The sequence below is a fragment of the Pseudoflavonifractor phocaeensis genome (assembly GCF_021531815.1).
GTDB classification, from domain to species: Bacteria; Bacillota; Clostridia; order Oscillospirales; family Oscillospiraceae; genus Lawsonibacter; species Lawsonibacter phocaeensis_A.
In genome coordinates, this window is record NZ_JADYUM010000002.1 from 1 (window position 1) to 26,822 (window position 26,822).

Sequence of the window (26,822 nt, forward strand, 5' to 3'; positions counted from 1 at the left end):
GCCCTGATCTATGAGCCCAGGGGGCGGGAGCGGGGCGGGCTGCTCAGCCGCCTGCTGGGAGGATGACCATCGATGTGGCCCAGCAGGGCCGAGCGCTGTGTCAGGCCCTGCTGTTGGGAGCGGCCCTGGGGGTGTTGTACGACCTGTTTCGGATCCTGCGGGTGCGGGTGAAGGTACCGGTGCTGGGCTCCGCGCTGGACCTGCTGTTCTGGGCGGTGGCCACCCTGGCGCTGTTTCTCTGGTCCCAGAGAGCCTGGGGCGGCGAGATCCGGCTGTACGGCGCGCTGTTCTGCGTGGTGGGCGGCGCTGCCTATTTCTGGACGCTCAGCCATATTTTTCTGTGGCTGGGCTACCGGATGGCCGACCTGACCGCCCTTCTTTTGGGAATTTTGACCGTACCGCTGCGGCTCTTGCGGGCGATTTTGAAAAAAATCAGAAAACTTGGAAAAAACACCTTTCTTTTCGGCGGCAAATGGTATAGAATAAAGCATAAAACTGGGGGCATGGAGCGAGCCTATCAGCGGCGCGTGGCCCGTGAAGGGAGAGAGCGAAGCTATGCGGTTCAAACAAGCCGGATTTTTGACCAAGATCGTGGTTTTGGCTCTGTTGATCTATATGGTCACATCGCTCATGGATCTCCGGGGCCAGATCCAGAACACCCAGAGCCAGCGGGACCTTCTGGCCCAGCAGGTGGCGGACCAGCGGCTGAAAAATCAGGAGCTGGCCGACGCCATCGAAAACAGCGACGACCCTGAGATGCTGGAGCGGGTGGCCCGGGAAAAAGGCTATGTGAAGCAGAACGAGCTTTTGTTCTACGATGTGGCCGACTAAAGAGAGACACTTTTGTTCGGACGCGATGTGTGCGCGCCGGGCAGGGGGATAATAACAAGGAGGATATTTCGGTCGCTTATGGAGTTTGGTGTTGGGTCCATTTTGGACGGAAAGGTAACGGGAATCACAAAATTCGGCGCTTTTGTGGCGCTGCCGGATGGCAGATCCGGGCTGGTCCATATTTCGGAGATCGCTTATTCCTATGTGAATGAGGTGTCGGACCATCTGCACGAGGGGCAGGAGGTCAAGGTGAAGGTTATCGGCATCGACCAGGCCAACCGGATCAACCTGTCCATCAAGCAGGTCACTCCGCCCCCCCAGCGGGCGCCCCGTCCGGCAAACGGCGGCCAGCGTCCCAACGGCGGCCGGCCCCATCAGGGCGGTCCCCGGCCCGTAGGCTTTGTCCGTCAGGCCCCTAAGGAACCCACTGACTTCGAGGACCGGTTGAAGCAATTTATGCAGTCCTCTGACAGCAAGCTGTCTGAGCTGCGCTATATCGAGAAGAAGGGCGGGAACCGCCGCGGCGGCGGCGGACGCCGGTAAAAGTCCAGCCAGGGCCGCTGCCGCAGCAGGCAGCGGCCCTTTTGCGCAAAAAAAGCGCCCCCCAAGGGAGCGCCCCAGGCGCGGAAGCCTCCGCGCGAACAAGCATATTGGTCGAGCTGCCGGAATAGAATACCATATTTTTCCCCAAGGAGCAATGGGAAGCTTTGACGAAGACCGTCGAACACAGAAAATTGGAGGAAAGAGACATGCTGATCGTAAACGGGACCGTCCATACGATGGAGGGCCTGACCATTCCCAACGGCTATGTGGCCGTGTCCGGGGACAAGATCACCGGGACAGGTCCCATGGAGGAGTGCCCGGCGCACTGGGAGGGGGAGCGGGTGGACGCCCAGGAGGGCCACATTCTCCCCGGCTATATCGACGCCCACAGCCATCTGGGCATGTTCGGAGACGCCCTGGGCTTTGAAGGGGATGACGGGAACGAGTCCACTGACCCCTGTACCCCCCATCTCCGGGCCATCGACGCCATCAATCCCCTGGACCGCTGTTTCTCAGAGGCCCGGGCCGCCGGGGTGACCACGGTGCTGACCGGCCCCGGCTCCGCCAACCCCATCAGCGGCCAGTTTGCCGCCATCAAGACCAGTGGCCGCTGGGTGGACGCCATGGTGGTCAAGGCCCCCGTGGCCATGAAGCTGGCCCTGGGGGAAAATCCCAAGTGGGTCTATAACGAGCGCCATGAGACCCCGGTGACCCGGATGGCCACCGCGGCTATTATCCGGGAAAACCTGTACAAGGCCCTGGAGTACGGAGAGAAGCTGGAGCGGGCGGCGGAGGATGAGGAGGAGGACAAGCCCGATTATGACGCCAAGCTGGAGGCACTGTTGCCCGTGGTCCGGGGAGAGCTGCCCGTCCATATCCACGCCCACCGGGCCGATGACATCGCCACCGGCGTCCGAATCGCCAAGGAATTTCACCTGAAATGCGTCATCGTCCACGGCACCGAGGCGCACCTCATCCCCGAACTGCTGGAGCAGGAGGGCGTGCCCGTCATTACCGGCCCCAGTCTTGGGGACCGGTCCAAGCCGGAACTGGCCAACATGACCATTGAAAGCCCCGCCGTGCTGACGATGCGGGGGGTGAAGGTGGCTATCTGCACCGACCACCCGGAGGTCCCCATTCAATACCTGCCCCTGTGCGCCGCCCTGGCGGTGAAGGGCGGCATGACGCCGGAGGCCGCCCTGGCCGCCATCACCATCAATCCCGCCCGGATCGCCGGTATCGATGACCGGGTGGGTTCCCTGGCCCCCGGGAAGGACGCGGACATCGTCATTACCAGCGGACACCCCATCAACCTCCTCAGCCGTGTGCGGGAGGTATTCATTGGCGGAGAGCGGGTTTCCCGCTTCTGACAGAATTTAGAAAAAATTCACAAACAGCTCTGGCTTTTTTCTGTGGATATGGTATAATAAGATAACGGAGGGGGAACCCTCCCCCTCCCGTATACCAGCCCTTCGGGGCGAAAGGAGCGGATAATATGAAATTCGTGTTTACGGACAAAAAGGTGAACCTGCCCAACTCCATTCATGCCTATGCGGAGAAAAAGGTAGGGAAGCTGGACCGTTTCTTTAAGGAGGATGCCACCGCTGCAATCACCTTCAGCCTGGAGAAGGAGCGGCTGAACAAGGTGGAGATCACCATCCGGTCCAGCGGCACCATCTTCCGGGTGTCCGAGAGCACCTCTGATATGCACGCGTCCATCGATGCCGCCGTCACCACCCTGGAGCGGCAGATCCGCAAGAACAAGACCCGCCTGGAGAAGCGTCTGCGCCAGGGCGCCTTCGAGCGGGTTCTGGATGCCAGTGAGTTTGCCTCCTTTGCTCCCGATGAGCCGGAGGAGGGCGAGTACCACATCGTCCGCAGCAAGACCTTCCCCATCAAGCCCATGACCCGGGACGAGGCCATTTTGCAGATGAACCTGCTGGGCCACAGCTTCTTCGCCTTCAAGGATGAGGAGGCCGACGGCGCCTTCGCCGTGGTCTACCGCCGTTACGACGGGGACTATGGCCTCATTGAGGACGAGCAGTAATTTTATAGGATCTGAAACCCGGGGAGCGGCGCAAGCCGCTCCCCGGATTTTATAACCGGGAATGGTTAACTGAAAGGAATTCCGGTTGACGATTTTTCCCTTTCCTCGTATAATGGGGGCAGACCACACATGGACCGGAGGAAAAGAGCATGAGCCGTGAAAACGTATTGTCCCTGCTGCTGGAGCGCCCCACGGAGTACCTGTCCGGGGAGGCCATGAGCCGGGCCCTGGGCATCAGCCGGGCTGGAGTATGGAAGGCCATCGAGGCATTGCGGCAGGAGGGATATGAGATCTCCTCCGCCCCCAACCGGGGTTACCGCCTGGAGTCCGCCCCCGACCGGGTGCGGGAGGGGGAACTGGCCGGACCGCTGGCGGGCTGCCTGGTAGGCGGCAGTCTGGCCTGTCTGGACACCATCGACTCCACCAACACCGAGTGCAAGCGCCGGGCCATGGCCGGGACCCCCGAGGGCCTGGTGGTCATTGCCGAGGAGCAGACCGGAGGCCGTGGACGGCTGGGCCGTTCCTTCCAGTCACCCAGGGGCTGCGGCCTGTACCTGTCCGCTCTGCTGCGGCCCAGGCTGGAGCCGGCGGCGGTGACTGATTTTACCGCCTGGGTGGCGGTGGCGGTGTGCGACGGCATCGAGGCCGCCTGCGGCGTCCGTCCCCGGATCAAGTGGACCAACGACATCGTGCTGAACGGCAAAAAGCTGTGCGGAATCCTGACGGAATTGGGACTGGAGAGCGAGAGCAACGCCCTGGAGTATCTGGTCCCCGGCATCGGCATCAATGTCAACCACCGGCCCGAGGACTTCTCCGAGGATGTGCGCCCCATGGCCACCTCCCTGGCCCAGGAACTGGGACGTCCTGTGCGCCGTTCCCTGCTGGCGGCGGAGGTCATCAAAGCCCTGGATAGGATGTATGCCGTCTTCCCCCAGGGGAAGCAGGAGTATTTGGACAAGTACCGGGCCGACTGTCTGACCCCGGGCAACCAGGTCCAGCTGATCACCCCCGCCTCCCGCCAGGAGGCCCGGGCCCTGGCCATCGACGATGACTTCCGGCTGGTGGTGGAGCTGGCCGACGGGACAAGAAAAGCGCTGTCCGCCGGAGAGGTGTCGGTCCGGGGGATGTACGGCTATGTGTAGACGATCAAAAAGAGCCGCAAAGAAAAACTGAACTGCCCCCGTTTGTCAGACGGTATATATGCGGCCTGACAAGCGGGGCATTTTGTTGCGCCCAAAAAGCGTCCAAGATGGAAACGCGGCTGTATCCCGCAAAAACAGAGGCTGGTACGCTGCCGCCTGCCCGTTTCGGACAACCGGTCCGTTGGGCTGCTTCCGCAATTTCCGCCTCTGATATTTGATTTGACTTTGGGGAGCCGTTTCAGACTGCCGCACTTTTCTGGCGGATTTGAGAGGGTTTTCAGAGGTTTCGTCACTTTTCACGAAAAAATGTGGAGAAAGCGGGGCGGCGGCTGGAAACATGCTCGATGTTGCGACAAAAAAACAGTTGTCAGACCGGGTTTTTTAATGTATAATAACCAATAGTGTGTAACGTCTCTGGGTCCCGGCCCCCTGACGGAGCAATATGCGAAACATAAGGAGTGGAAACAAGACATGAGATATTCTGTACAAAACATCCGCAACGTCTGCCTGCTGGGGCATGGTGGGAACGGAAAGACCGCCCTGGCGGAGAGTCTGTTGTATATGACCGGTGCCATCGACCGCATGGGCAAGGCTGTGGACGGAAACACCGCCTGTGACTACGATCCCGAGGAGGTCAAGCGCCAGATTTCCATCTCCCTGTCCGTGGCTCCCCTGGAGTTCAAGGGCTGTAAGATCAACGTGCTGGACACCCCGGGCGGCTTTGACTTCTCCGGCGAGGTGATGGAGGCCCTTCGGGCCGCCGACGCCGCCATTATCGTCTGTTCCGCCAAGGACGGTATCTCCGTGGGTCTGGAGAAGGCCTGGAAGTACTGTGAGGAGCGGAATATGCCCCGCTTTATCTACATCTCCAAGACCGACGAGGACAACTCCGACTATAACGCTACCTTCGACGCCCTGCGCGCCAAGTACGGCAACAAGATCGCCCCCGTGGTGGTCCCCATCTGGGATGACAACAAGAAGGTCATCGGTATCATCGACGTGCTGAACAAGCGCGCCTATGAGATGAAGAACGGCAAGCGTGAGGAGATCGAGGTCCCCGAGAACAAGCAGGGCGTTCTGCTGGAGCTGTATGACGCCCTGAAGGAGTCTGTGGCCGAGACCAGCGAGGAGTTCATGGACAAGTTCTTCTCCGGCGAGGACTTCACCTATGCCGAGATGATCCAGGGCCTGCGCCAGGGTGTCCGGGAGCTGTCCCTGTTCCCCGTGCTGTGCGGCTCCGCCGTCAACACCATGGGCTCCCTGATGCTGATGGACTATATCGTGGAGCTGCTGCCCACCCCCATGGAGGGTAACTACCACAAGGCCACCCGCCAGGACGGCGAGACCGAGGAGTTCGTGGTCTCTCCCGGCGGCGTGCCCACCGCTTTCGTGTTCAAGACCGTCTCCGACCAGTACGGCAAGTACTCCTTTATCAAGGTCCTGTCCGGCGTGGTCACGCCCAATATGACCCTGGTCAACGCCCGCACCGGCGAGAATGAGAAGCTGGGCCGCCTGTATGTGATGCGCGGCAAGAAGGCGGAGGAAGTGGACGAGCTGGGCTGCGGCGACATCGGCGCCATCGGCAAGATGGACAAGGTCAAGACCGGCGACACCCTGTGCGATCCCCGTAAGGTGGTCTCCCTGAAGCAGATTCCCTTCGCCGAGCCCTGCTACTCCGTGGCCATCGCCCCCAAGACCCGGGGCCAGGAGGACAAGGTGGCCCAGGGCCTGTACCGCCTGAATGAGGAGGATCCCTCCTTCAGCGTGGTCAACAACGCCGAGACCCACCAGATGGTCCTGTACGCCGCCGGCGACATCCAGGTGGACGTGCTGGTCAGCAAGCTGAAGAGCCGCTTCAACGTGGAAGCCGAGCTGAAGGCTCCCCGTGTGCCTTACCGTGAGAAGATCCGCAAGACCGTCCAGAAGCAGGGCCGCCATAAGAAGCAGACCGGCGGTTCCGGCCAGTTCGGCGACGTGTGGATCCGCTTCGAGCCCAATCTGGAGCAGGAGGAGATGGTCTTCGCCGAGGAGGTCTTCGGCGGCTCCGTGCCCAAGAACTTCTTCCCCGCCGTGGAAAAGGGCCTGCGCGAAGCCTGCATCCACGGTCCTCTGGCCGGCTATCCGGTGGTCAACCTGAAGGCCGTGCTGTATGATGGATCTTACCACCCCGTGGACTCTTCCGAAATCGCCTTCAAGACTGCCGCCCAGCTGGCCTACAAGGCCGCCATGCCCGAGGCCAATCCCGTCCTGCTGGAGCCTGTGGGCGAGCTGAAGGTCACCGTGCCTGACAGCTACATGGGCGACGTCATCGGCGATCTGAATAAGCGCCGCGGCCGCGTCATGGGCATGAACCCCACCGGTGACGGCGAGCAGGTCATCGAGGCGGAGGTCCCCATGGCCGAGATGACCTCCTATGCCATCGACCTGCGGGCCATGACCCAGTCCCGCGGTTCCTACACCTTCCACTTTGTCCGCTACGAGGACTGCCCCCCCATGGCCCAGGAGAAGGCGATCGCCGCCGCCAAGGCCCTGGCAGAGGAATAAGTAAGCATCCAAGGTCCGCCCGTCTGGGCGGACCTTTTTGATTGGGGCAGTCCTCGTGTGCGGGATCCGGATACGGGAAGGGAAGACAAAGGAGTGGAGAGGCATGCGAGGGTAGAGGGACGGAAAACGGAAGAGGGGAAATGGAGACACCGTGGAAGATTGTCCATGGGAGAAATGCAATTTGTGAACAAATTATGAAAAAATTTTGTCGAGACTATTGCCAGAAAGCACGGAATCCAGTATAATCATTTCATTACCGAGCGAAGGAGTCTGGAAGGGGTGCGCCCCTTCCGTTCGGCCCTATGGGCGGAACAGTTTTTCGCGCAAGAGAAAGAGAGAAAAGGACGCGGTGTTGAGACGCGTCCCCAGGGCCTGGAGAAGGGCGCCTGTTTTGGTCTCAACCCCGGTCATGGAGAGACCAGGGACCGGGAGTGCCGTTCTGCCGGACCAGCAGGTCCGGAAAAGGAAAGGAGCAAGTATATGTCTGAAGAGAAAACCAAAAAAGGATTGCTAGACCGAATCCTTGACGCCATCGAGCGGGTGGGCAACAAGCTGCCTGATCCCATCACCCTGTTCCTTGGCCTGGCTGTCATCGTGGTGCTGATTTCCTGGCTGTGCAGTGCCCTGGGCGTGCAGGCTGTCAATCCCGCCAACGGTGAGACGGTGGCTGCTGTCAACCTGTTCTCCGTGTTCGGCATCCAGTACCTGTGGACCAACGTCATTACCAACTTCTCCGGCTTTGCTCCTCTGGGCATGGTGCTGGTGGCCGTCATCGGCTCCTCCGTGGCCGAGAAGAGCGGCTTCCTGGTCTGCCTGATGGAGCGGTTCCTGGGCGGTGCCAAGGGCTGGGTGGTCACCATGGTGGTCATCTTCCTGGGCATCAACCTGAACATCGCCGGTGACGCTGGCTTCATCATTCTGCCTCCTCTGGCCGCCATTCTGTACATGTCCATCGGCCGCAGCCCCATGCTGGGCCTGTATGTGGCCTTTGCCTCTGTGGCCGCCGGCTTCTGCGCCAACATCCTGCTGGGCCTGTCCGACGCTCTGGCTTACGGCTTCACTGAGGCTGCCGCCAAGATGATCGATCCCAACTACTCCGCTTCCATCGCCATCAACTGGTACTTCCTCATCGTCTCCTGCGTGGTGCTGACCATTGCCGGCACCATCCTCACTGAGAAGGTCATGGTCCACCGCTTCCCCATCACCAAGGAGGAGCTGGCCAGATACGACTTTGATGAGAACGCTGCCAACGTGACTCCCGAGCAGAAGAAGGCTCTGGGCGTCGCCGGCATCGCCTTCGTGATTTACATCGCCGTCATCCTGCTGCTGTCCCTGCCCGTTTTCGGCAATCCCATTCTGGGCGATGAGAACGGCTCCATCACCAGCGGCGCCGCCCCCTTCACCAAGGGCATCGTGTTCACCGTCACCCTGGCCCTGATGGTCCCCGGCATCGCCTACGGCGTTGCCATCGGCAAGTACAAGAACGACAAGGACGTCTGGACTGACATCAGCCAGGGCTTCGCCGACATGGGCAACTATGTCTTCATGTGCTTCTTCATCTCCATCTTCACCAACTTCTTCTCCGTGTCCAAGCTGGGCACCATCCTGGCCATCAGCGGCGCCAACGGCCTGAAGGCCATCGGCTTCACTGGCGTGCCTCTGATGGTGGGCCTGATTGTGGTGGCCTGCTTCGTCAACCTGTTCATCGGCTCCGCTTCCGCCAAGTGGGCTATTCTGGCGCCTGTCTTCGTCCCCATGATGATGCTGATGGGCTATGATCCCGCCATCACTCAGGTGGTGTACCGCATCGGCGACTCCATCACCAACCCCCTGTCCCCCCTGTTCACTTACATGCCCGTCATCCTGGGCTATGCCCGCAAGTATGACAAGAAGGCCGGTCTGGGCAGCGTTATCGCCAACATGATCCCCTTCTCCGTCACCTTCGCCATCGTCTGGATCATCCAGGTTATCATCTGGGTGGGTCTGAACCTGCCTCTGGGCCCCGGCGGCGGTATCTACCTCGGCTAATTGAAAAGCGCGCCAACGACGGCCGTTATACTGTAACCATCCATGCGGCCCGGATCTGTTCAGATTCGGGCCGCTGTTTCTAGCGCCGGTTCTCTGATCAACAGGTGAAAATTAGGATAAAGAGAGGAACCTACTTATGAATTTTGCCACCCGCGCGGCGGAACTCAGCGATACGATCATCGCCGACCGCCATTACCTCCACCAGCACGCCGAGCTGTCTTTTCAGGAGCATGAGACTACGGCCTACCTGGTGGACCAGCTGACAAAGCTGGGGATCCCGGTCCAGTCCTTTGAGGACTACACCGGCTGTATTGCTACCATCCGGGGCGGCCAGCCCGGCAAGACTGTGATGCTCCGGGCGGACATCGACGCCCTGCCCATCCAGGAGAACAGCGGCGTGGAGTTTGAGAGCCTCCACCCCGGTGTGATGCACGCCTGCGGCCACGACTGCCACGCCTCCATGCTGCTGGGCGCCGCCCGGCTGCTGTGGGAGCGGCGGGAAGAACTGAAGGGCACTGTCAAGCTGCTGTTCCAGGCCGCCGAGGAGGTCTTTATCGGCAGCCGCTACTACTGGGACAAGGGTTACCTGTCCGATGTGGATGCGGCCATGGGTATGCACGTCTGGCCCACCGTGCCCAGCGGTAAGATCTGTGTCCAGGACGGCCCTCTGATGGCCAGCTGCGACAACTTTAAGATCACGGTCCACGGCGTCTCCGCCCATGGCAGTACCCCCCACCAGGGCCGGGACGCCATTGTGGCGGCCAGCGCCATCATCTGCAACCTCCAGACCATTGTCAGCCGGGTGAACAGCCCCCTGAACTCCCTGGTGGTGTCCGTGGGCACCATCAAGGCGGGCACCCAGTTCAATATCATCACCGACACCGCCGTGATGGAGGGCACCGTCCGTGCCCACACCCCCGAGGCGCGGGGAATGGTGGAGGAGACCATGCGCCGCATCGTCAATACCACCGCCGAGGCCATGGGCTGCACCGCTGAGATGGAGTACAAGTATCTGGAGCCCCCGGTTCGCAATGACGATATCGCCCTGAACGACATCGCTCGGGGCGCCGCCCGGGAGCTGTACGGCAGCGACGTGCTGTGCGCCACCCCTGTGGCCACCGGTAGCGAGGACTTCTCCTACCTGATGGACCATATCCCCGCCTCCCTGTTCGCCTTCCTGGGCTGCTACGAGGAGGAGACGGGCTGTGTCCACCCCGTCCACAACGAAAAATTCAAGATCAATGAGAACATTCTCCATATGGGAGCGGCCCAGTATGCCCAGTTTGCCGCCGACTATCTGGAGCAGACCGCGGGAGGTGAGGGCAAATGAACATCCAACAGTTGGCAAAGGAGCAGGAGCAGTACGTCATTGAGACCCGCCATTGGCTCCACGCCCACCCCGAGGTGGGGGAGCACGAGGTGGAGACCACCCGCTTTATCGTCTCTCAGTTGGAGGAGATGGGAATTGCCGTCCAGACCTTTGAGGGCATCACCGGCTGCGTGGGTACCATCCAGGGCGGCCAGCCCGGCAAGACCGTGATGCTCCGGGCGGACATCGACGCCCTGCCCATCCAGGAGAATCCGGGCAAATCCTACTGCAGCCAGAATCCCGGGGTCATGCACGCCTGCGGCCACGACTGCCACACCGCCATGCTGCTGGGGGCCGCCCGCGTCCTCCAGGCCCACCGGGAGGAGCTGAAGGGCACTGTCAAGCTCATTTTCCAAATGGCGGAGGAGATCGGCCGCAAGTCCGAGGAATATGTGAAGCGGGGGGCCCTGGAAGGGGTGGACGCCATCTTCGGCATGCACGTCTGGTCCTCCGTGGAGATCGGCACCGCCAACTTTGAGAGCGGCCCCCGCATGGCATGCAGCGACCGCTTTATCATTCAGGTCCGGGGCAAAGCTGCCCACGGCAGCGCCCCTCACCAGGGCCATGACGCCATTCTGGCCGCCGCCGCGGCGGTGATGGCCCTCCAGTCCATCCCCAGCCGCCAGAACAACCCCCTGGACAGCCTAGTGGTGACAGTGGGCATGATGAACGGCGGGACCAAGGAGAACATCCTCTGCGACCACGTGGAGCTGGTGGGCACCGTCCGGGCCTTTGACCGGGCCTTCCGGAACAGCATGCCCCAGCGCATCCGGGAAGTGGTGGAGAACGTGGTCCGGGGCTATGGCTGTACCGCCGAGTGTGACTACTACTTCGGCCCCAGCCCCCTCATCAACGACCACCAGGAGCTGGTGGATCTGGCCCAGGACGCGGCCAAGAAGGAACTGGGGGAGGGCTGCCTGCGGCCTCTGCCCAAGATGACCGGCGCCGAGGATTTCAGCGTCTATATGGAGCACATACCCGGGGTGTACGGCTACATCGGCTTCCACGATCCTGCCAAGGGTCCCGCCTGCAACCACCACCACCCGGACTTTGATGTGGACGAGTCCATCCTCTGCCACGGCACTGGCATCTATGTCCAGTTCGCCGTGGATTATCTGGAGAAAAATTCTTAACCGTTCAGTTGAACGTAAAATTCCCCCGCCGTATGTAATACGGCGGGGGAATTTTGTTATCACACTGAAATTCAGTCGCTCATTTTCTTCACGTAGTCCTTGTACTGCTCCATGGTGTAGGGGGCCTGGTAGCCGTCCACGATCTTCCTAGCCTCAGCGGCGCCATTTTTCAGCAGGCGGTAGGCCAGCAGGGCCATCATCTTGGCGGGGAGGATGTGGGCGGCGTTGGGGTCGGACACCTTGTAGTCCTTGGAGTGGAGGTCGCCGGTGGAGCCGCCGAAGGTGAAGTTCAGCACGGGCATGACGGCGAACAGGTCGCCCACGTCGGTGCTGGCGGTGTTGCACCGCCCGGCGGGGATGGAGGCCACCTTCACCTGGTCACCCAGCAGCTTAGCGGTGTCCCACAGGATGTCCTCGGGCAGCCGCTCCGGGCAGGGCATATAGCCCTGGCAGTCCACGATCTCCGCCTGGCAGCCGATGGCCATAGCGGCGCCCTTGAAGCAGTTGTCTACCTTGGCGCTGACCTTCTCAATGGCCTCCTGGGTGTTGGCCCGGACCATCATGTCCACAATGACCTCGCTGGGCACCACGTTGATGGCCTCGCCGCCCTTGCGGATATAGGGGTGGACCCGGACGCAGTCCTTCTCCTCAAAGGTCTCCCGGACCATGCCCAGGGCAGACATGCCCAGACAGGCGGCGTTGAGGGCGTTGGCCCCCAGATGGGGGGCGGCGGCGGCATGGGCGGCCCGGCCGTGCATGTAGACGGTCTTTCCGATGAAGCCGGTGCAGGCGCTGTTACCCAGCATCAGGTCGATGCCCTCCTCCCGGCCCACCATGAGAGAGTGGGTGGTGACGGCCAGATCCACGTCGTCAAATTCCCCCCGGCGGAGGAGCTCACACTTGCCGCCGGCGCAGTGGACGTCGTGGGTGCGGCGGACCTCCTCACGGACCGAGGCGTCCTGGAACTCCTCGGCAGGGACGGCAAAGATGGTGGCGGTGCCGTCCAGGCTGGCGGCCACCTCCGGGTCGCTGAGGGCCAGCGCCGCGCCCAGCATGCAGGTGATCTGGGCGTAGTGGCCGCAGGCGTGGGCGTAGCCCTTGTCGCTGGCGTCGGGGTGGGTGGGACAGGAGACGGCGTCCAGCTCGCCGATGAGCGCCACGTTGGGACCGGTTCCTTTGCCGATGGCCGCCTTCACGCCGGTGATGGCCAGACCCTCCCGGGTCTTCAGCCCCAGCTTTTTCAGGTAGTCGGCCACCAGCTGGGCGGTGCGGTACTCGTGGTATCCCTGCTCCGCGTGGTGGAAAATGTCGTCTGCCAGAGCCTGAAGCTCATCCGCGTGGGCGTCGATGATAGACAGGATCTTTTCTTCCATATGGTCCATAAAGGGTCAACTCCTTGTAATATAAATTTTAAAAAGTACAATATGTACTGAAATAACGGTCACAGGGCGGAGATAATCTCCATGGCCATGTCCAGGAAAGGGACCAGCAGGCCGAAGGCCAGCAATCCGCAGCCCATGATCAGCAGGATCTCCCGGGTGGTGAACCGCTCCTTGGCCTCGGACCGGGGCAAAGCGATGCGGGCCATGAAGTAAAGGGCGGCCCCCATGACTGCCATGGGTCCGGTGTACCGGGTGCCGGGGAACAGGAGCAGCAGCTCCTGAAGCAGAGCCAGCACCATGGAAAGGAGCAGCAGCAGGTTTTCCATCTGGATCTGGCGGATGGAGACGGCGTCCTTTTTCCGGTGGCCCACCGCCTCGGTGAGCAGCGCGCAGACGAAAGCGCCGCTGAGGGCGGCACCCCGGACCACCCGGACCGCCATGCCTGCGGTCCCCTGGAGATGGAGCAGGGCCAGCAGGGCTGCCGCAACCCCCAGAACCAGGAGCAGCAGCGTCATCTCAAACCAGAACATTTTGGGGTCCTCCCGGTGGGACCGGAGGCCCAGGGTCTCTTTCAATGACATAGGCCTTCCTCAGTCCTCCGCGGTCTTTTGGTAGGCGATCCGGGGGGTGCCGTCCTCGATCCAGATGCGGCCGCATTTGGTAAACCCGTTTTTCTCCAGCACCCGCTGCATGGGCAGGTTGTCGTCGTGGGTGTCGATCCGGATGTTGCCGCACTGTTCCATGGCCCAGGCCAACACCTGGGAGGCGATCCCATTCACCTCGCCCCGGCTGGCCACCCGGTGGACGGCGCAGTAGGGCTTGTCGTTGAGCCAGGACCCCAGAATGAAGCGGTAGGTGGGGTCCTCCCCCGGGAGCATGGCAAAGACGCCCTGGACCCGGCCATCTGTCTCGCAGACATAGCTCCGGCCCAGGCGGATGTCCTCGCGGACCAGGTCCTCCGGGGGAAAGGTGTCTCCCCACTGGGTGGGGTTGCCGGCTTCCCGCATAAAACGGCGGGCGTTGGCGTAAATGTCCATGATGTCCTGCCAGTCGGAGGGCTGGGCAATTCGGATCATATTGGTCACACTCCCTTGGAACGATCATTCTGGTTACACATTATACTCTTTTTCCCCCGGTTCGTACAGTAAAAAAGGAAATTTTTACGGAGGGAACCTTGCCGCTTTACCGGATGGGCGCCTTGTGGTATACTTTACTATCATATCTGCTGCATCAAACGCAGCGCGGTTTATGCGTGCACGGAGCATACGCGGGAATAAGGAGTGAGCCAAGTGGATCTGACAGAACGCATGGTGGAGAGCAAGACTATTTTTGAAGGCAAGATCGTCCGGGTGACCCTGGACCAGGCGGAGCTGCCCAACGGCAGCCTGGCCTCCCGGGAAGTGGTGTACCATCCCGGCGGGGTGGCGGTACTGGCTTTGGATGAGAACAATAACGTGACTCTGGTGCGGCAGTTCCGCTACCCCATCCAGCGGCTGCTGCTGGAGCTGCCCGCGGGCAAGCTGGACCACGGAGCGGATGAGGACCGCCTGCTGGGGGCGCAGCGGGAGCTGAGTGAGGAGACGGGCCTGGAGGCCTCCGACTGGACCTATCTGGGCTATATCCTGGCCTCCCCCGGCTTCTGTGACGAGGCGCTGCACATGTATCTGGCCAAGGGGCTGACCCGGTCCGCCCAGCACCCCGACGAGGACGAATTTCTGGACGTGGTCACCATGCCCTTTAACGAGCTGGTGAAGCAGGTGATGGACGGCACCATCACCGACGCCAAGACGGTGGCCACCACCCTGAAGGTAAAGACGCTGCTGGGGCTGTAACGTGAAAAACAAGACAGAGAAGGAGGCGGTCGCGTGGGAAAGACCATCCTGATCGTGGAAGACGAGCAGAATATTGTGGACATTCTGTCCTTTAACCTGGGCCGGGAGGGCTATGACACCCTGGAGGCCTATGACGGCCCCACCGGGCTGCAGCTGGCCCTTGAAAACAACCCGGACCTGATCCTGCTGGACCTGATGCTGCCGGGAATGGACGGCTTTGAAGTGTGCCGGAAGGTCCGGGAGGCCGGGTCCTCCATCCCCATCATCATGCTGACTGCCCGGGAGGAGGAGACGGACAAGGTGCTGGGCCTGGAACTGGGCGCCGACGATTACATCACCAAACCCTTTTCCATGCGGGAATTGCTGGCCCGGGTAAAGGCCAACATCCGCCGGATGTCCATGGCTCCGGCAGCTCCGGCTGCGGAAGAACCCAAGGGCGACCTGGTCCGGCTGGGCCGGGTGACCATTGACCGGGAAAAGGCCACCATTTTCAAGGACGGCCGTCCCCTGGACCTGACCCAGCGGGAGTATGACCTGATCTGTTTTCTGGCCTCCCAGCCGGGGAAGGTGTTCTCCCGGGAGGCGCTGATGGAGCACGTTTGGAATTATGAGGGCTATGTGGGCGATGTCCGGGCAGTGGACGTGGCTGTCCGGCGGCTGCGGGAGAAGATCGAGGACGATCCCGCCTCTCCGAAGTTTATCGTCACCAAGCGGGGCATGGGGTACTTATTCGGCGGATAGCGTTTGGCAATCGATCAGTAGGGCAAGGCTTCTGCCCTTGCCCTACTGAAATTCTGTGTAGAAGGGTATCTTGCAATGAGGACGTTTTTGGGTAACCTCCGGGCATACGGCGCATAAGCTCCGGAAGCCTCGGCCCGGCTGCCCAAAGCAACGGCGGGCCGGCATCTGGACCGCGACGGCCGCCTGTGCGCCGTTATTTATGACAAAAAACAACTGAACCAGGTCTGCTGTCTTGCCTGACCCGGTTCCTGTTCCCCTCCCAATTCCTCAACTCTGAACAGGTGGTGAGTCTGTGAGAAGCGTACATATGAAGCTGGTCATGATCATGGTCCTGCTGATCCTGTCTCTGATGACGGTGGTGGGGGCGTTTCTGGTCAATTCCGTGACTGCCTTCTACCTGGAGGATTTCTACACCCAGGTGTCCGAAGTGTTCCAGGACCGGAGCCTGCTCCACGACCTGACCACGGAGGGGGAGGAAGAGGAGGAGAGCGGAGCGGAGATGATGGCCGACGTCCTCCAGGCCTATGCCGGTGAGCTGGGCGTGGACGGCCGCAACCGCAAGCTGTATATCCTGGACGGCAACGGAGTGTGTCTGGTCCGGCCCGACGGGGAGCGCGAAAACCTGGAGTACACCCCCAACCTGAGCCACGCCCTGAGCACCGGAGAGGTGGGGGACCAGAGCAACCTGGCGGTGGACTACATGGATGTGGCCATCCCCGTCCAGCGGGGAGGCGACTCCTATATCATCTACATTCTGGATAACAAGACCACGGCCAACAGCCTTACCAACCAGATGTTTCTGCTGATCATCGAGGCACTGGCTTTTGGCCTGATCATCTCCATCCTGCTGTCCTTCCTGCTGTCCAAGACCATGGTCACCCCCATCCAGCGGCTGACCGAGGGGGCCATGCGGGTGGCCAAGGGGGATTTTCCCCATAAAATCGAGGTGGCCTCCCGGGATGAGATCGGCGTGCTCACCGATACGTTCAACGACATGGCCGGGCAGCTCCAGGACACCCTGCGCCAGGTGGAGAACGAGCGCAATAAGCTGGACACCCTGTTTCTCCATATGACCGACGGCGTGGTGGCCTTTTCCCGCAAGGGACAGGTGATCCACTCCAATCCCGCTGCCGCCCAGATGCTCCGCCAGCCCATCGGACCGGACACCACCTACGGGGAGCTGTTTGGCGACGTGGCGCCCCTGGACCAGGTGCTGGCCGCCCCAGACCATCTGGAGGGAGAGCGCCAGGTGCGGGACAACTTCCTCCAGCTGCTGATGGCCCCCTTTGACCGGGGCCGGGAGGGAGGCGGCGCCCTGGTGCTCATCCACGACATCACGGAACAGCGGAAAAATCAGGAGATGCAGCGGGAGTTTGTGGCCAATGTCTCCCACGAACTGCGCACCCCTCTGACCAACATCCGCTCCTATGCCGAGACCCTGAATGAAAACGCCGGGGAACTTCCCCCGGCCATGGAAAAGAAATTCCTGGGCGTCATCCTCAACGAGAGCGACCGGATGACCCATATCGTCCAGGACCTGCTGACCCTGTCCCGGTTTGATTCCGGGCGGGATGACCTGAAGCTGACCCGGTTTTCCTTCTCCGCTGTGGTCCAGGACCTGTATAACGCGGTGTATATGGAGGCCCAGCGCCACGGCCACACCCTGACCCTGGAGATGGAGGATGGGCTGCCTGAGATCGTGGCTGACCGGGAGCGGGTGGTTCAGGTCATGATGAACGTTGTGTCCAATTCGATCAAATACACGCCCGACGGGGGCCATATCGCCATCCGGGCGGGCTGCCGGGAGGAACGGGTCTGGATGGTGGTGGATGACGATGGCATCGGGATCCCGGAGGAGGACCGCCCCCGCATCTTTGAGCGGTTCTACCGGGTGGACAAAGCCCGCTCCCGCCAGTCCGGCGGCACCGGCCTGGGCCTTTCCATCGCCAAGGAGATCGTGGACCGGCACCAGGGCCTGCTGACCCTCCAGGATAAGGAAGGGCCCGGTCTGGCTGTCCGTCTGGAACTGAGAATCGGAGGACCCAGCCATGGATAAGCAGGACAGAAAGACGCGGGTGGTGGAGCTGGGCAAGGATGTGCTCATCGTTTTGCTGCTGTGCTCCGCACTCTGGCTGTTAGCCCGGAGCCGGCTGTTCCATGTCCACGGAAGCCAGGACCATCCTGTGGGACTGGTACAGGAAGAAAGCGGCACCCGGGCCGACGCGGCACGGCCCCTGCGGATGACCGCCAATCTGGCGGGGAGCGCCGGCGGCATCCGGTACGGGGTCCAATATGACGCGGAGGCCGCCGACGCTTTGTTTCAGCAGGTGGCCGGCCTGCTGGTGGAGGCCCTGTCCAGCGCCGGGGAGCCGGAGCGGGTCACCCGGGCGCAGTGGGAGCAGGCCCAATTGACCGCCCCCGGGGTGTCCTTCGATTTCCAGGGAAAACTGCCTATGCCGGTGCTGGTGAACTGGCTTTCCGGAGAAGACAGCCGGATGGAGGCCGTGGTGCGCCGGATCACGCTGACGGTATGGCAAGGGGAAGTGACCCTCTACTACCGGAATGAGGAGGACGGGCTCTACTACCGCTGCCTGTCCGAAGTGGCCAGCGAGAGCCACTTGGTGGAGGCTCTGGCCGCTGTGGGGGACAACGGAGCGGCCTACGCCTTTGAGTCGGAGACTTACCGCTGCCTGGCTCCGGACACCCTGGTGTCTCCGGAACCTGGAAATCCGCTGATCTATGGGGTGGACAATCCCGTATCCGGCGGCCGCACGTCACTGGAGAGTGTGATGAGCGACCTGGGCTTTTCGCTGGATGTGAGCAGTTTTTACGCATCCGGTGACGAGCAGGTGGCCCGCTGCGATAACGATGACATCCGCCTGTCTGAGCGCGGGATCGCCAGATACCGGGCCGGAGAGAACAGCGGGCGTTTTCAGATCCCGGCCCGGGGGGAGAGCCCCAACCTTGTGGAGTCGGTGGAGGCCTGCCGGCAGTTAGCCGCTGTCACGCTGGGGGCCCGGAGCGGTCAGGCCAGACTGTACCTGATCTCCGCCCAGGAGACCGGGGAGGGACTGGAGGTCTGTTTCGGTTATAGCCTGGATGGATCGGTGGTGCAGCTGGAGAGCGGCTGCGCCGCCCGGTTCCTGGTGAGAAACGGACGGATCGACCAGTTCGAGCTCTGTTTCCGCAGCTATACGGACAGCGGCGAGCGGTCAGCGGTCCTTCCCGTCCGGCAGGCCGCCGCCGCGCTGGAGGCCATGGGCCTGGAGGGTGAGGAACTTCTTCTGGTCTACCGGGACACCGGAAGCGACACTGTGACGGCCGCATGGGCTGCCGCCGGTACGTCGGAGGTGGGGTGAGGAGATGGAGACGCCAAAGCTGAAAAACATCGTCCTGCTGATTCTGGCCCTGACCAATCTGTTTCTGCTGATTTTCGTGATCCGGCTGGAGGGGCAGGACCGTGCCCAGCAGAGTCAGGCCAGGCTGGAAGCCATTCAGTTTCTGGAGAATAAGGGCATCCAGGTGAAGAAAGACCAAGTTCCGGAAAAAATGACGCTGGAGCCCAAGAATGTGGAGCGGGACCTGGAGCGGGAGAGCGTGCTGGCTGCCCAGCTGCTGGGGGAAGAAGTCACGGTCCAGGACCGTGGAGCCGGCGTCTACCGGTATTTCAATGCGCTGGGCTCCATCCAGTTCCACAGCGACGGCGCTTTCTCCGCCCAGTTTTCCCAGGACATGTTCCCGTTGGGGGACCAGTTGGAGCAGACTTGCCAGGCGCTTCTGTCCAAGATGGACTTTGAAGGGGAGCTTTCGGAAGCGGAAACAGGCGCGGGGGGCGAACGGTTGACCTTCTGCCAGCTCTGGGAGGGGCAGCCTGTTTTTACCCAGCAGGTGACCCTGGAGACGGATGGCAGCTGCGTGACCGGGATGGTTTCCGGACGGCGGCTGGTGGGCACACCGGTCCAGGACCAGAGCCGGACCACCGTCACCGTGGCCACCGCCCTGGTGGAATTTCTCAACGGGCTGAACAGCCTGGGCGATGTGTGCAGCCGGGTGGACAGCATTACCCAGGGGTATGCCGCCGGGACCTCCCTGTCCGGCCCCATGACGCTGACGCCTGTGTGGAGGATCGGCACCGATACCGGCTTCTACCAGTTGGATCTGGTGACCGGCGCGCTGGTCCGGGTGAGTTGATATGGAATTGGCGGGGAGGCTGCGCCGTGCAGCCTCCCCGCCAATTTCGTCTTTACCTGAGGGGCAGTCTGTGGTATAGTCAAACAGTTAAAAGATTGGGGCGCTTGTCTGCGGGGAATCTGCCGGGGACGGGATGCCCATAAGCGGTTTTACCGCTGGCAAAAGGAATGTGACGCCTGTGTTTGACCAAAACAGCCCGGTCGGAGTGCTGGACTCCGGGATCGGCGGATTCAGCGTGGCCCGCCAGGTCCAAAAGCTGCTCCCCGGGGAGGATCTGCTCTACTTCGGAGACGGGGCCCATATCCCCTACGGCAACCACGCGGAGGGGACTATCATCGCCATGGCCCGGTATATGTTTGAGTTTATGGAGTCCCGGGGGGTCAAGGCCCTCCTGGTGGCCTGCAACACCATCTCCTGTGTCATTGACCGCTGTCAGGACGCGGTATCCTGCCCCACCTTCAACGCGGTCCAGGCCGGGGCGGACGCGGTGGCCAGACTGGATGTGGAGAAGGTGGGAGTCATTTCCACCGTGTTCACCCACAACGCCCGGTGCTATCCCCGGCGCATCCTGGCCCAGAGCCCCAAAAAAATGGTGGTCCTGAGCTGCGGCTGCCCAGACCTGGCCCGTCTGGTAGAGCATAACCTGGGAAATCCCGGCGGCATGGCCGAAGTGGAGGACAACCTGCGCCAGGAACTGGACCACATGGTGCTGGAGGACCGGATCCAGTGCTGTGTTCTGGGCTGCACCCACTACCCCCTGGTCGAGGACAGTATCAGAAAGCTGTACCCCGGCCTGCTTCTCATCGACCCGGCGGAGGAGATGGCCCGCGCTCTGGCGCGGGATCTGGAGAAGCGGGGGCTGAAGCGGGAAGGCGGCGGGGGGACCCTGAAGATCCATACCACCGGCAGCGTGGAGGAATATACCCTCCGGGCCCGGCAGGTGGGCCTGGAGCGGGTGGAGTCGGTGGAGTTTTACCCGCCTATGAAGCTGTGACGCCGCCGGATACGTTCGGTTTTCCTTGTACAAAGGGGCCGCCCCATGGGGCGGCCCCTCGCTGTTATGGCAGAAAAAGGTTCAGCGGTAAAACTTGTGGCAGCCGATGGTGGTGTAATAAGTACGGTTGTTGACGATCCACCGGCCGGCGGACAGGGCCGGAGCATAGAAGTACAGGCAGTCCCCCACCACCTCCGCGCCCTCCAGACACAGCTTGGCGGCCAGAACCGCGGATTCTGTGGGCGTATCGTAGATGGTGCCGTTGGAGGTGGGCTCAAACTGCACGCCGTGTTTGGTGTCGAAGACCACGGCCTTGATGGTGTTGGGGAACTCCTTGCTGCTTACCCGGTTGAGCACCACGTTGCCCACGGCGATCTGGCCCAGCAGCGGCTCCCCCCGGCTCTCCGCTGAGATCACCCGGGACAGCCAGTACAGGTCCTCCTCATGATAAGAGGCGGAGGCGGGCGCGGCGCCTTCCGTGGCCAACAGGGCGGTGGCCGATGCCCCGTCCCAACTCAGGCGGGCTCCGGTGGCACGGGCAAGGACCCGGAGGGGGAGTACTGTCTTCCCCTCCACCGCCCGAACGCCGCCCTCCACATAGAGGGCGCGGCCATTAACTGTGATGTACAGTTCACCCGGCCGGGCTGAGAGGTCCAGGCCCTGGCTGGTCAGCCGGGCATACCGGCCGTCCCAGGACAGTTCATAGGGGGTGCAGGCGGCGAAAGCCCGGAGGGTGATATAGCTGGTGCCCTCCTCCACCCAGGCCTGCTGGCTGGGGAGCGTGTTCCCGTTTACCGCCACCTCCGCTCCCAGAGCGGGCATGGTCAGAGTCAGCGTAGTGAGCAGGGCGGCTGCCGCCCCTTTCCATCGTCGGTTCATAGCAGGTTCCTCCTTGGCTTTGTAACCAAATTGTAACCTTTCCTCCCGCTCTGGTGCAAGCTGTAAATCCTGGAAAGGGGAGGAAGCCATTCAGACACAAAAAACAGCGCCGGAGCAAATGCCCCGGCGCCTCCTTGACGGTTTATTTGCTTCCGTCCACCGCGGTTTGAGCGGCGTTCAGGTCGTCGGCCACCACCAGGAGCAAGGTGTTTCCCCGCTGGTCCAGCCATTTGCCCTCCAGCTTGGGGACCTCTCCCGGGCGGTAATCCCGGTTGGAGTCGATCTGGGACTGGATGTAGGCTTCCAGGGCCTTTTTCGCGGTCTCCGCGGCCCCTTCGCTGTCAAAAATCAGCACCGCCAGCTCCTCACAGGTAGCTCCGGCGGAGCGGCGGATCGCACCGTCTGTCAGTTGCTTCCGGTCCAGTCCCGCGTCTCCCAGTCGGTACAGCATCCAGGCCATGTCGCAGTCCAGTTCCTCCAGTTCCTCGGAGAAGGCTCCGCTGTCCAGAATGGACTGGGCGTCAGCGGTAGTCCAGGCGGCAGGACTCTCCTCTTTCCCGCAGGCGGCCAGAGAGGCCAGACAGGCCAGCGCCAGCAGGGCGGCAGCTACTTTTTTCTTCATGATGATGCACTTCCAATTTCAGAAATTTCGGGGGCAGGCTCCTGGGGGGCGGGGGCACCGCCGGGATACAGGGCGTCATAGTCCACGGTGTGGGTCTGTAAGTAGGCCAGCCACTGTTTGCACCAGTCGCTGCGCAGATGGACGCCGTCCTTGCTGGCTTCGGCGGGCAGCTCGCCGTTCTCATTGACAAATTCTGAGTAGAGGTCCAGGAACACCACCTGCTTCTCCTGGGCGGCCTGACGCATCAGGTCGTTGTACACCCGGAGATGTTCATTGGTCAGGTAGGTCCGGCCTCCGGTCTGGGCGATCACGGTTTCGTTGACGGGGATAAGCCCCTGGATGTAAATGACGGCGTTGGGCTGGATCTCCCGGATGGCGTCGATGGCCTCGCAGTAGCTGCGGTAGAAGCCCTCGTCGTCGTAATAACCCAGCTCGTTGACCCCCAGGGACAGGTAGACCTTTCCGTACTGTTCCAGGGCCAGGGCCTCCAGTAGGGTATACTGGGTCCCGTTGATGGTCAGGGCCTTCTTTTCGGCCAGCTTGAAGATGGACAGGCCGTTGGAGGTCAGATTCTTGCCGCAGCCGATGCCGCTGTAGATCAGGAAGCCGTCGGTGCGGGAGTCCCCGATAAAGGCGGCGTCTTCAAAGTAGCTGTTGTCCACCGCCTCCCGCTCCGGGGCGGGTTGGGAGAAATCGTAGGCGGGCAGGTCGGGAGCGGGTGCTTCGGAGGAGACGCTGCCGCCGGCAGCGCTCTGGTCCGGCTCCTGGACAGGGGATGAAGATTCCGCCTGGGAGGAAACGGCGGAGGAGGGGGAGGAACTGGCGGAGGACCCGGAAGAAACGGCTGTTTGGTCCGGGGTGCTGTTTGCGGAACAGGCGGTCAGGGGCAGGGAGAGGGCAATGGACAGAAGAATGGCCGCGGTCCGGCGGCCATGGATGGGATAAAGCATGAACGAGAACCTCCAAAATCGAAACAGGGTCAATGGATTCCCAGATGGAACCGGGGCAGCAGGGCGCGGAGCAGGGAGGTGATGAGCATAGCCCCCACAGACAGGGCGGCTGCAAAGCCCAGGGTATGAAGCAGGGTAGACAGGAATAATTGGGTGTCGCCGGACACGCAGTACTGCATGGCGTGATAGATGCCGGCCCCGGGGACCAGAGGCAGAAGGGCCACCTGGAGATACCCAGTGACGGGACAGCGGCGGACCCGGGCCATGACCTCGGAGTAGAGGCCGATGGAGGCGGCAGCCAGGAAGGCGGCGGGGATGTCACCCGCCAGAAAATGGGTGGACAGCAGATAGACCAGCCAGCCCAGGGCGGCGCCGCAGCCGCAGATCAGGATGCCGCGGCCCTGGATGTTGAATTCCAGGCCGAAGCCAACGCAGGCGCAGAAGGCCCACAGGCAGGGCAGCAAATAGTCGGTGAAGCACTGGGGCGCGGCGATAGTGCTGCCGGAGAGGGCGCCGCCGAACAGCAGGGGGATGGCGGTGCCCAGGGCGATGGCAGTGGCCACCAGCAGGACCTCGGCGGTCCGGGTCAAGCCGGAGATGATGTCTCCCGCCATGATCTCCCGCATGGCGTTGGTCAGCGCCATACCGGGGACCAGTACCATGAGGGTGCCGATGGTGATACACTCCTGGCTTTGCCCCAGACCGGAACGGACCAACAGCAGGGCCATCCCGGCGGCCACGGCGGAGCAGATCAGCGTGCGGAAAAAGACGTTGGAGCCGGTGAAGGGCTGCCCGAACAGGAGACAGGCGCCCACCGCGGCGCCGCACAGGGCGGCTGCCAGCCAGTCGCGGGCGCTTCCGCCGAAAAAGAGGGAGAAAAAGGACGCTGCCGCGGCATAGCCCAGCAGCAGGACCCAGGGAGAAAATTGGCGGCACTCCGGCTCCAGCCGTTCCACCAGGACCTGGGCCTCCTCCAGGGGGAGGGGCTCCCGGCACAGTCTCCGGCACAGGGCGTTGCACCGCTCCAGTAGCTCAATGTCCGTCCCGTGGGCGGGGATGCGGCACATCCGTGTGACGGGGTGTCCCTCCGGCGTGTTGACGCTGACGATGAGACAGGTGGGAATGGCGAAGACCTGGGCCGTGGCCCCATAGGCGGAGAGCAGGCGGTCCACCGACTCCTCCACCCGATAGATCTCCGCGCCGCTGGTCATCAGCCGGCGTCCCAACTCGGCGCCCAGATTCAGCAATTTGTCGTGATCCATCGAATCAGCGCTCCTTCCCAACAAAGAATACCATGTTTTTTGGAAAAAGCAAGAGCGGAAAATTGCGGAAGCGGCCAAATATGCATAGCGGCCTGCATGTCGGCCGGCAAAAGCTGCACGACCAGTGGGTGCAGGCCCGGAAGCCCCAGGCAGAGGGCATAAAAAAGGGCGGAGCGTTGAATTATTAAACTTGTATGAATCCTGATGGGAACCTGTAGCATTTTCCGCCAACCTATGGTATGCTAAAAGCAATAGAAGTCAACGATCCGGGAGGATCGGCGAGGAAAGGAGTCGCTATGCTTCCAAGTACCATTTGGCTGCTGACGGCCATCGTGCTGGTGGTGGGAGAGGCACTGACAGTGGGCCTCACCTTTATCTGGTTTGCGGTAGGCGCCCTGGGAGGACTGATGGTGGCCGTTCTGGGCGGCTCCATCTGGCTCCAGGTGGTGGTGTTTCTGGCCCTGTCCGCCCTGGCCCTGGCTCTGGTGCGCCCCGTGGCCGCCAAGCTGATGCAGTCGGGCCGGGTGGCCACCAACGCGGACCGGGTCATCGGCAAGACCGCCGTGGTCACCGAGACCATCGACAACCTGTCCGGAACAGGACAGGTCAAGGTCGCCGGCCAGATCTGGACCGCCCGCAGCGAACAGGACGTGGTGATCCCCAAGGATACGGAGGTTACGGTGCTCCGGATCGAGGGCGTGAAGGTCTTCGTGGAAACAAAATGAGCAGTCAAGAATAAGGAGGAACGGTAAAATGGAGATTATCAAATGGGTCGTAGTGGGTGTGGGGATCCTGTTCCTGCTCCTGCTGCTGAGTTCCTGTATCAAGGTCGTGCCCCAGTCCCGGGCTTTCGTAATCGAGCGCCTGGGCGCCTTCCGCACCGTGTGGGACGTGGGCCTGAAATTCAAGATGCCCATCATTGAGCGGGTGGCGAAAAATGTGTCTCTGAAGGAGCAGGTGGTGGACTTTGCTCCCCAGCCCGTCATCACCAAGGACAACGTCACCATGCAGATCGATACCGTGGTCTATTTTCAGATCACCGACCCCAAGCTGTACACCTACGGCGTGGAAAACCCCCTGTCCGCCATCGAGAACCTGACCGCCACCACCCTGCGCAACATCATCGGCGATCTGGAGCTGGACCAGTCCCTCACCAGCCGGGACCACATCAACACCCAAATGCGGTCCATCCTGGACGAGGCCACCGATCCCTGGGGCATCAAGGTCAACCGTGTGGAGCTGAAAAACATCATGCCGCCCCGGGACATCCAGGAGTCCATGGAGAAGCAGATGCGGGCCGAGCGTGAGCGCCGTGAGGCCATTCTCCAGGCCGAGGGCCAGAAGCAGTCCCAGATCCTGGTGGCCGAGGGCGAGAAGCAGTCCGCCATCCTCCGGGCCGACGCGGCCAAGCAGGCGGCCATCCTCCAGGCCGAGGGCGCCAAGCAGGCCAAGATCCTGGAGGCCGAGGCCGAGGCCCAGGCCATCCTGAAGGTGCAGCAGGCCACCGCTGACGCCATCAAGCTCATCAACGAGGCGGCCCCCGGGGACGCTGTCATCAAGATCAAGGCCCTGGAGGCCTTTACCGCCGCCGCCAACGGCAAGGCCACCAAGATCATCGTCCCCAGCGAGATCCAGGGCCTGGCCGGTCTGGCCGCCGCCGCCAAGACCGTCTTCGATACCGAGGACCCCAAGGCTACCATCACCAAAACCGTGCCCAAGCAGTGATCCTGCGCCGCAGCCGCCCCGCCGGGCGGCTGTTTTTATTCGATCAACTGCACTGGCAGCGGGAAAAGGGGAGGAACCAATGGAAATCAGACAGATGAATGCTAAGGATTATGACGCGGTCTATGGGTTGTGGATGTCCTGTACTGGGATGAGATTGAACGGTTTGGATGACTCCAGGGAGGGGATCGAAACATTCCTGCGCCGCAATCCGGACACCTGCTTCGTGGCGGTGGCCGGCGATGGGCGCGTGGTGGGAGCGATCCTGGGAGGCAATGATGGCCGCAGGGGCTACCTTTATCATACGGCGGTCCATCCGGATTTCCGGAAACAGGGGATCGGCCGGAGACTGGTCGGGAAGGCCCTGGAGGCCTTTGAGGCCTGCGGGATCCATAAGGTGGCTCTGGTAGCCTTTGAGCGGAACCGGGAAGGAAACTTGTTTTGGGAGAAAATGGGCTTTTCCCCTCGGGAGGACCTGGTATACCGGAATAGGGCACTGGCAGAAATGACGCTGACCGACACGTAGCATCCGGTGAAGCAGCCATTCCGTCAAAATAACAGAAATTTCAAGACAAAAAACCGCGCGCCCGTCACATACTGATGCTGAATG

The 26,822-nt window shown here is 61.9% G+C and carries 25 protein-coding genes and 1 pseudogene; 19 read left to right on the forward strand and 7 right to left on the reverse strand.

Translation table 11 applies throughout. The features are described 5' to 3' along the window. Positions 1 to 62: 62 nt before the first annotated feature. The 10 genes and pseudogenes from yabQ to I6E42_RS01335 form a co-directional block, all read left to right on the forward strand. A pseudogene (gene yabQ, locus I6E42_RS12885) lies at positions 63 to 320 on the forward strand (spore cortex biosynthesis protein YabQ); the annotation flags it as partial. Between the two features lie 235 nt (positions 321 to 555). Then, positions 556 to 831 carry an FtsB family cell division protein gene (locus I6E42_RS01295; protein ID WP_235370041.1) on the forward strand — a complete coding sequence of 92 codons (276 nt, stop codon included), beginning with the start codon at positions 556 to 558 and terminating at the stop codon, positions 829 to 831. A gap of 78 nt (positions 832 to 909) precedes the next feature. After that, positions 910 to 1,374, forward strand: coding sequence for a S1 RNA-binding domain-containing protein (locus I6E42_RS01300; protein WP_235370043.1), 465 nt, complete (start codon positions 910 to 912; stop codon positions 1,372 to 1,374). 206 nt (positions 1,375 to 1,580) lie between these two features. Further along, complete coding sequence (locus tag I6E42_RS01305) at positions 1,581 to 2,744, forward strand: amidohydrolase (RefSeq protein WP_235370047.1); 1,164 nt, start codon at positions 1,581 to 1,583, stop codon at positions 2,742 to 2,744. A gap of 125 nt (positions 2,745 to 2,869) precedes the next feature. Continuing rightward, a complete protein-coding gene (gene hpf / locus I6E42_RS01310) occupies positions 2,870 to 3,421 on the forward strand; it encodes a ribosome hibernation-promoting factor, HPF/YfiA family (RefSeq protein WP_235370050.1) in 552 nt (183 codons plus the stop codon). Positions 3,422 to 3,570: 149 nt separating this feature from the next. Continuing rightward, positions 3,571 to 4,563, forward strand: coding sequence for a biotin--[acetyl-CoA-carboxylase] ligase (locus tag I6E42_RS01315; RefSeq protein ID WP_235370051.1), 993 nt, complete (start codon positions 3,571 to 3,573; stop codon positions 4,561 to 4,563). A gap of 471 nt (positions 4,564 to 5,034) precedes the next feature. After that, positions 5,035 to 7,107, forward strand: a complete 2,073-nt coding sequence (locus I6E42_RS01320) for an elongation factor G (protein WP_235370052.1) — start codon at positions 5,035 to 5,037, stop codon at positions 7,105 to 7,107. Between the two features lie 480 nt (positions 7,108 to 7,587). Then, a complete protein-coding gene (locus I6E42_RS01325) occupies positions 7,588 to 9,135 on the forward strand; it encodes an AbgT family transporter (protein ID WP_235370053.1) in 1,548 nt (515 codons plus the stop codon). A 136-nt stretch (positions 9,136 to 9,271) separates the two neighbouring features. Then, entirely contained in the window at positions 9,272 to 10,465 is a 1,194-nt protein-coding gene (locus I6E42_RS01330; protein ID WP_235370054.1) for a M20 metallopeptidase family protein, read from the forward strand. Beyond that, positions 10,462 to 11,637 (forward strand): M20 metallopeptidase family protein, encoded by a 1,176-nt coding sequence (locus I6E42_RS01335; protein ID WP_235370055.1) that lies wholly within the window; start codon positions 10,462 to 10,464, stop codon positions 11,635 to 11,637. Before I6E42_RS01330 ends, I6E42_RS01335 begins: the two co-directional genes overlap by 4 nt. Before the next feature lie 71 nt (positions 11,638 to 11,708). On the opposite strand, the gene I6E42_RS01340 is transcribed toward I6E42_RS01335, so the two are convergent. The 3 genes from I6E42_RS01340 to I6E42_RS01350 are packed head-to-tail and all read right to left on the reverse strand — an operon-like array spanning position 11,709 to position 14,095. After that, the gene (locus I6E42_RS01340; RefSeq protein WP_235370056.1) at positions 11,709 to 13,019 is read right to left on the reverse strand and encodes an amidohydrolase; all 1,311 of its coding nucleotides are present in this window, start codon (positions 13,017 to 13,019) and stop codon (positions 11,709 to 11,711) included. Between the two features lie 59 nt (positions 13,020 to 13,078). Continuing rightward, complete coding sequence (locus I6E42_RS01345; protein ID WP_235370057.1) at positions 13,079 to 13,600, reverse strand: hypothetical protein; 522 nt, start codon at positions 13,598 to 13,600, stop codon at positions 13,079 to 13,081. A 9-nt stretch (positions 13,601 to 13,609) separates the two neighbouring features. Further along, positions 13,610 to 14,095, reverse strand: a complete 486-nt coding sequence (locus I6E42_RS01350; protein ID WP_235370058.1) for a GNAT family N-acetyltransferase — start codon at positions 14,093 to 14,095, stop codon at positions 13,610 to 13,612. 213 nt (positions 14,096 to 14,308) lie between these two features. On the opposite strand from I6E42_RS01350, the gene I6E42_RS01355 reads away from it, so the two are divergent. The 6 genes from I6E42_RS01355 (at position 14,309) to I6E42_RS01380 (ending at position 20,777) form a co-directional block, all read left to right on the forward strand. Then, entirely contained in the window at positions 14,309 to 14,851 is a 543-nt protein-coding gene (locus tag I6E42_RS01355) for an NUDIX domain-containing protein (protein ID WP_235370059.1), read from the forward strand. A 33-nt stretch (positions 14,852 to 14,884) separates the two neighbouring features. Next, entirely contained in the window at positions 14,885 to 15,592 is a 708-nt protein-coding gene (locus I6E42_RS01360) for a response regulator (protein WP_235370060.1), read from the forward strand. A gap of 292 nt (positions 15,593 to 15,884) precedes the next feature. Further along, positions 15,885 to 17,648 (forward strand): ATP-binding protein, encoded by a 1,764-nt coding sequence (locus I6E42_RS01365; protein ID WP_328284068.1) that lies wholly within the window; start codon positions 15,885 to 15,887, stop codon positions 17,646 to 17,648. Beyond that, positions 17,641 to 18,951: a hypothetical protein gene (locus I6E42_RS01370; RefSeq protein ID WP_235370061.1), complete on the forward strand. Its 1,311-nt coding sequence runs from the start codon at positions 17,641 to 17,643 to the stop codon at positions 18,949 to 18,951. Before I6E42_RS01365 ends, I6E42_RS01370 begins: the two co-directional genes overlap by 8 nt. 4 nt (positions 18,952 to 18,955) lie before the next feature. Beyond that, positions 18,956 to 19,783, forward strand: coding sequence for a two-component system regulatory protein YycI (locus I6E42_RS01375; RefSeq protein WP_235370062.1), 828 nt, complete (start codon positions 18,956 to 18,958; stop codon positions 19,781 to 19,783). A gap of 178 nt (positions 19,784 to 19,961) precedes the next feature. Further along, on the forward strand, positions 19,962 to 20,777 hold the full coding sequence (locus I6E42_RS01380) for a glutamate racemase (RefSeq protein ID WP_235370063.1): 816 nt from the start codon (positions 19,962 to 19,964) through the stop codon (positions 20,775 to 20,777). Positions 20,778 to 20,858: 81 nt separating this feature from the next. Here the strand turns inward: I6E42_RS01380 and I6E42_RS01385 are convergent, their stop codons facing one another. The 4 genes from I6E42_RS01385 to I6E42_RS01400 form a co-directional block, all read right to left on the reverse strand. Continuing rightward, positions 20,859 to 21,656, reverse strand: coding sequence for a cell wall hydrolase (locus tag I6E42_RS01385; protein WP_235370064.1), 798 nt, complete (start codon positions 21,654 to 21,656; stop codon positions 20,859 to 20,861). 142 nt (positions 21,657 to 21,798) lie between these two features. Then, the gene (locus I6E42_RS01390) at positions 21,799 to 22,278 is read right to left on the reverse strand and encodes a DUF4358 domain-containing protein (RefSeq protein ID WP_235370065.1); all 480 of its coding nucleotides are present in this window, start codon (positions 22,276 to 22,278) and stop codon (positions 21,799 to 21,801) included. Next, the gene (locus I6E42_RS01395) at positions 22,275 to 23,228 is read right to left on the reverse strand and encodes a GDSL-type esterase/lipase family protein (protein ID WP_235370066.1); all 954 of its coding nucleotides are present in this window, start codon (positions 23,226 to 23,228) and stop codon (positions 22,275 to 22,277) included. The genes I6E42_RS01390 and I6E42_RS01395 overlap by 4 nt, the downstream gene beginning before the upstream one ends. Positions 23,229 to 23,257: 29 nt before the next feature. After that, complete coding sequence (locus I6E42_RS01400; RefSeq protein WP_235370067.1) at positions 23,258 to 24,490, reverse strand: threonine/serine exporter family protein; 1,233 nt, start codon at positions 24,488 to 24,490, stop codon at positions 23,258 to 23,260. A 296-nt stretch (positions 24,491 to 24,786) separates the two neighbouring features. On the opposite strand from I6E42_RS01400, the gene I6E42_RS01405 reads away from it, so the two are divergent. From I6E42_RS01405 to I6E42_RS01415, 3 genes are all read left to right on the forward strand, one after another. After that, on the forward strand, positions 24,787 to 25,215 hold the full coding sequence (locus I6E42_RS01405; protein WP_235370068.1) for an NfeD family protein: 429 nt from the start codon (positions 24,787 to 24,789) through the stop codon (positions 25,213 to 25,215). A gap of 28 nt (positions 25,216 to 25,243) precedes the next feature. Beyond that, the gene (locus I6E42_RS01410) at positions 25,244 to 26,215 is read left to right on the forward strand and encodes an SPFH domain-containing protein (protein ID WP_235370069.1); all 972 of its coding nucleotides are present in this window, start codon (positions 25,244 to 25,246) and stop codon (positions 26,213 to 26,215) included. Between the two features lie 79 nt (positions 26,216 to 26,294). Then, the gene (locus I6E42_RS01415; protein ID WP_235370070.1) at positions 26,295 to 26,738 is read left to right on the forward strand and encodes a GNAT family N-acetyltransferase; all 444 of its coding nucleotides are present in this window, start codon (positions 26,295 to 26,297) and stop codon (positions 26,736 to 26,738) included. Positions 26,739 to 26,822: the final 84 nt, after the last annotated feature.

Excerpts from the sequence above, each read along its gene's own strand:
- I6E42_RS01295 (WP_235370041.1), top strand. The coding sequence starts at position 556 with ATGCGGTTCAAACAAGCCGGATTTTTGACCAAGATCGTGGTTTTGGCT.
- I6E42_RS01300 (WP_235370043.1), top strand. The coding sequence starts at position 910 with ATGGAGTTTGGTGTTGGGTCCATTTTGGACGGAAAGGTAACGGGAATC.
- I6E42_RS01305 (WP_235370047.1), top strand. The coding sequence starts at position 1,581 with ATGCTGATCGTAAACGGGACCGTCCATACGATGGAGGGCCTGACCATT.
- hpf (WP_235370050.1), top strand. The coding sequence starts at position 2,870 with ATGAAATTCGTGTTTACGGACAAAAAGGTGAACCTGCCCAACTCCATT.
- I6E42_RS01315 (WP_235370051.1), top strand. The coding sequence starts at position 3,571 with ATGAGCCGTGAAAACGTATTGTCCCTGCTGCTGGAGCGCCCCACGGAG.
- I6E42_RS01320 (WP_235370052.1), top strand. The coding sequence starts at position 5,035 with ATGAGATATTCTGTACAAAACATCCGCAACGTCTGCCTGCTGGGGCAT.
- I6E42_RS01325 (WP_235370053.1), top strand. The coding sequence starts at position 7,588 with ATGTCTGAAGAGAAAACCAAAAAAGGATTGCTAGACCGAATCCTTGAC.
- I6E42_RS01330 (WP_235370054.1), top strand. The coding sequence starts at position 9,272 with ATGAATTTTGCCACCCGCGCGGCGGAACTCAGCGATACGATCATCGCC.
- I6E42_RS01335 (WP_235370055.1), top strand. The coding sequence starts at position 10,462 with ATGAACATCCAACAGTTGGCAAAGGAGCAGGAGCAGTACGTCATTGAG.
- I6E42_RS01340 (WP_235370056.1), bottom strand. The coding sequence starts at position 13,019 with ATGGACCATATGGAAGAAAAGATCCTGTCTATCATCGACGCCCACGCG.
- I6E42_RS01345 (WP_235370057.1), bottom strand. The coding sequence starts at position 13,600 with ATGTCATTGAAAGAGACCCTGGGCCTCCGGTCCCACCGGGAGGACCCC.
- I6E42_RS01350 (WP_235370058.1), bottom strand. The coding sequence starts at position 14,095 with ATGATCCGAATTGCCCAGCCCTCCGACTGGCAGGACATCATGGACATT.
- I6E42_RS01370 (WP_235370061.1), top strand. The coding sequence starts at position 17,641 with ATGGATAAGCAGGACAGAAAGACGCGGGTGGTGGAGCTGGGCAAGGAT.
- I6E42_RS01375 (WP_235370062.1), top strand. The coding sequence starts at position 18,956 with ATGGAGACGCCAAAGCTGAAAAACATCGTCCTGCTGATTCTGGCCCTG.
- I6E42_RS01385 (WP_235370064.1), bottom strand. The coding sequence starts at position 21,656 with ATGAACCGACGATGGAAAGGGGCGGCAGCCGCCCTGCTCACTACGCTG.
- I6E42_RS01390 (WP_235370065.1), bottom strand. The coding sequence starts at position 22,278 with ATGAAGAAAAAAGTAGCTGCCGCCCTGCTGGCGCTGGCCTGTCTGGCC.
- I6E42_RS01395 (WP_235370066.1), bottom strand. The coding sequence starts at position 23,228 with ATGCTTTATCCCATCCATGGCCGCCGGACCGCGGCCATTCTTCTGTCC.
- I6E42_RS01400 (WP_235370067.1), bottom strand. The coding sequence starts at position 24,490 with ATGGATCACGACAAATTGCTGAATCTGGGCGCCGAGTTGGGACGCCGG.
- I6E42_RS01405 (WP_235370068.1), top strand. The coding sequence starts at position 24,787 with ATGCTTCCAAGTACCATTTGGCTGCTGACGGCCATCGTGCTGGTGGTG.
- I6E42_RS01410 (WP_235370069.1), top strand. The coding sequence starts at position 25,244 with ATGGAGATTATCAAATGGGTCGTAGTGGGTGTGGGGATCCTGTTCCTG.
- I6E42_RS01415 (WP_235370070.1), top strand. The coding sequence starts at position 26,295 with ATGGAAATCAGACAGATGAATGCTAAGGATTATGACGCGGTCTATGGG.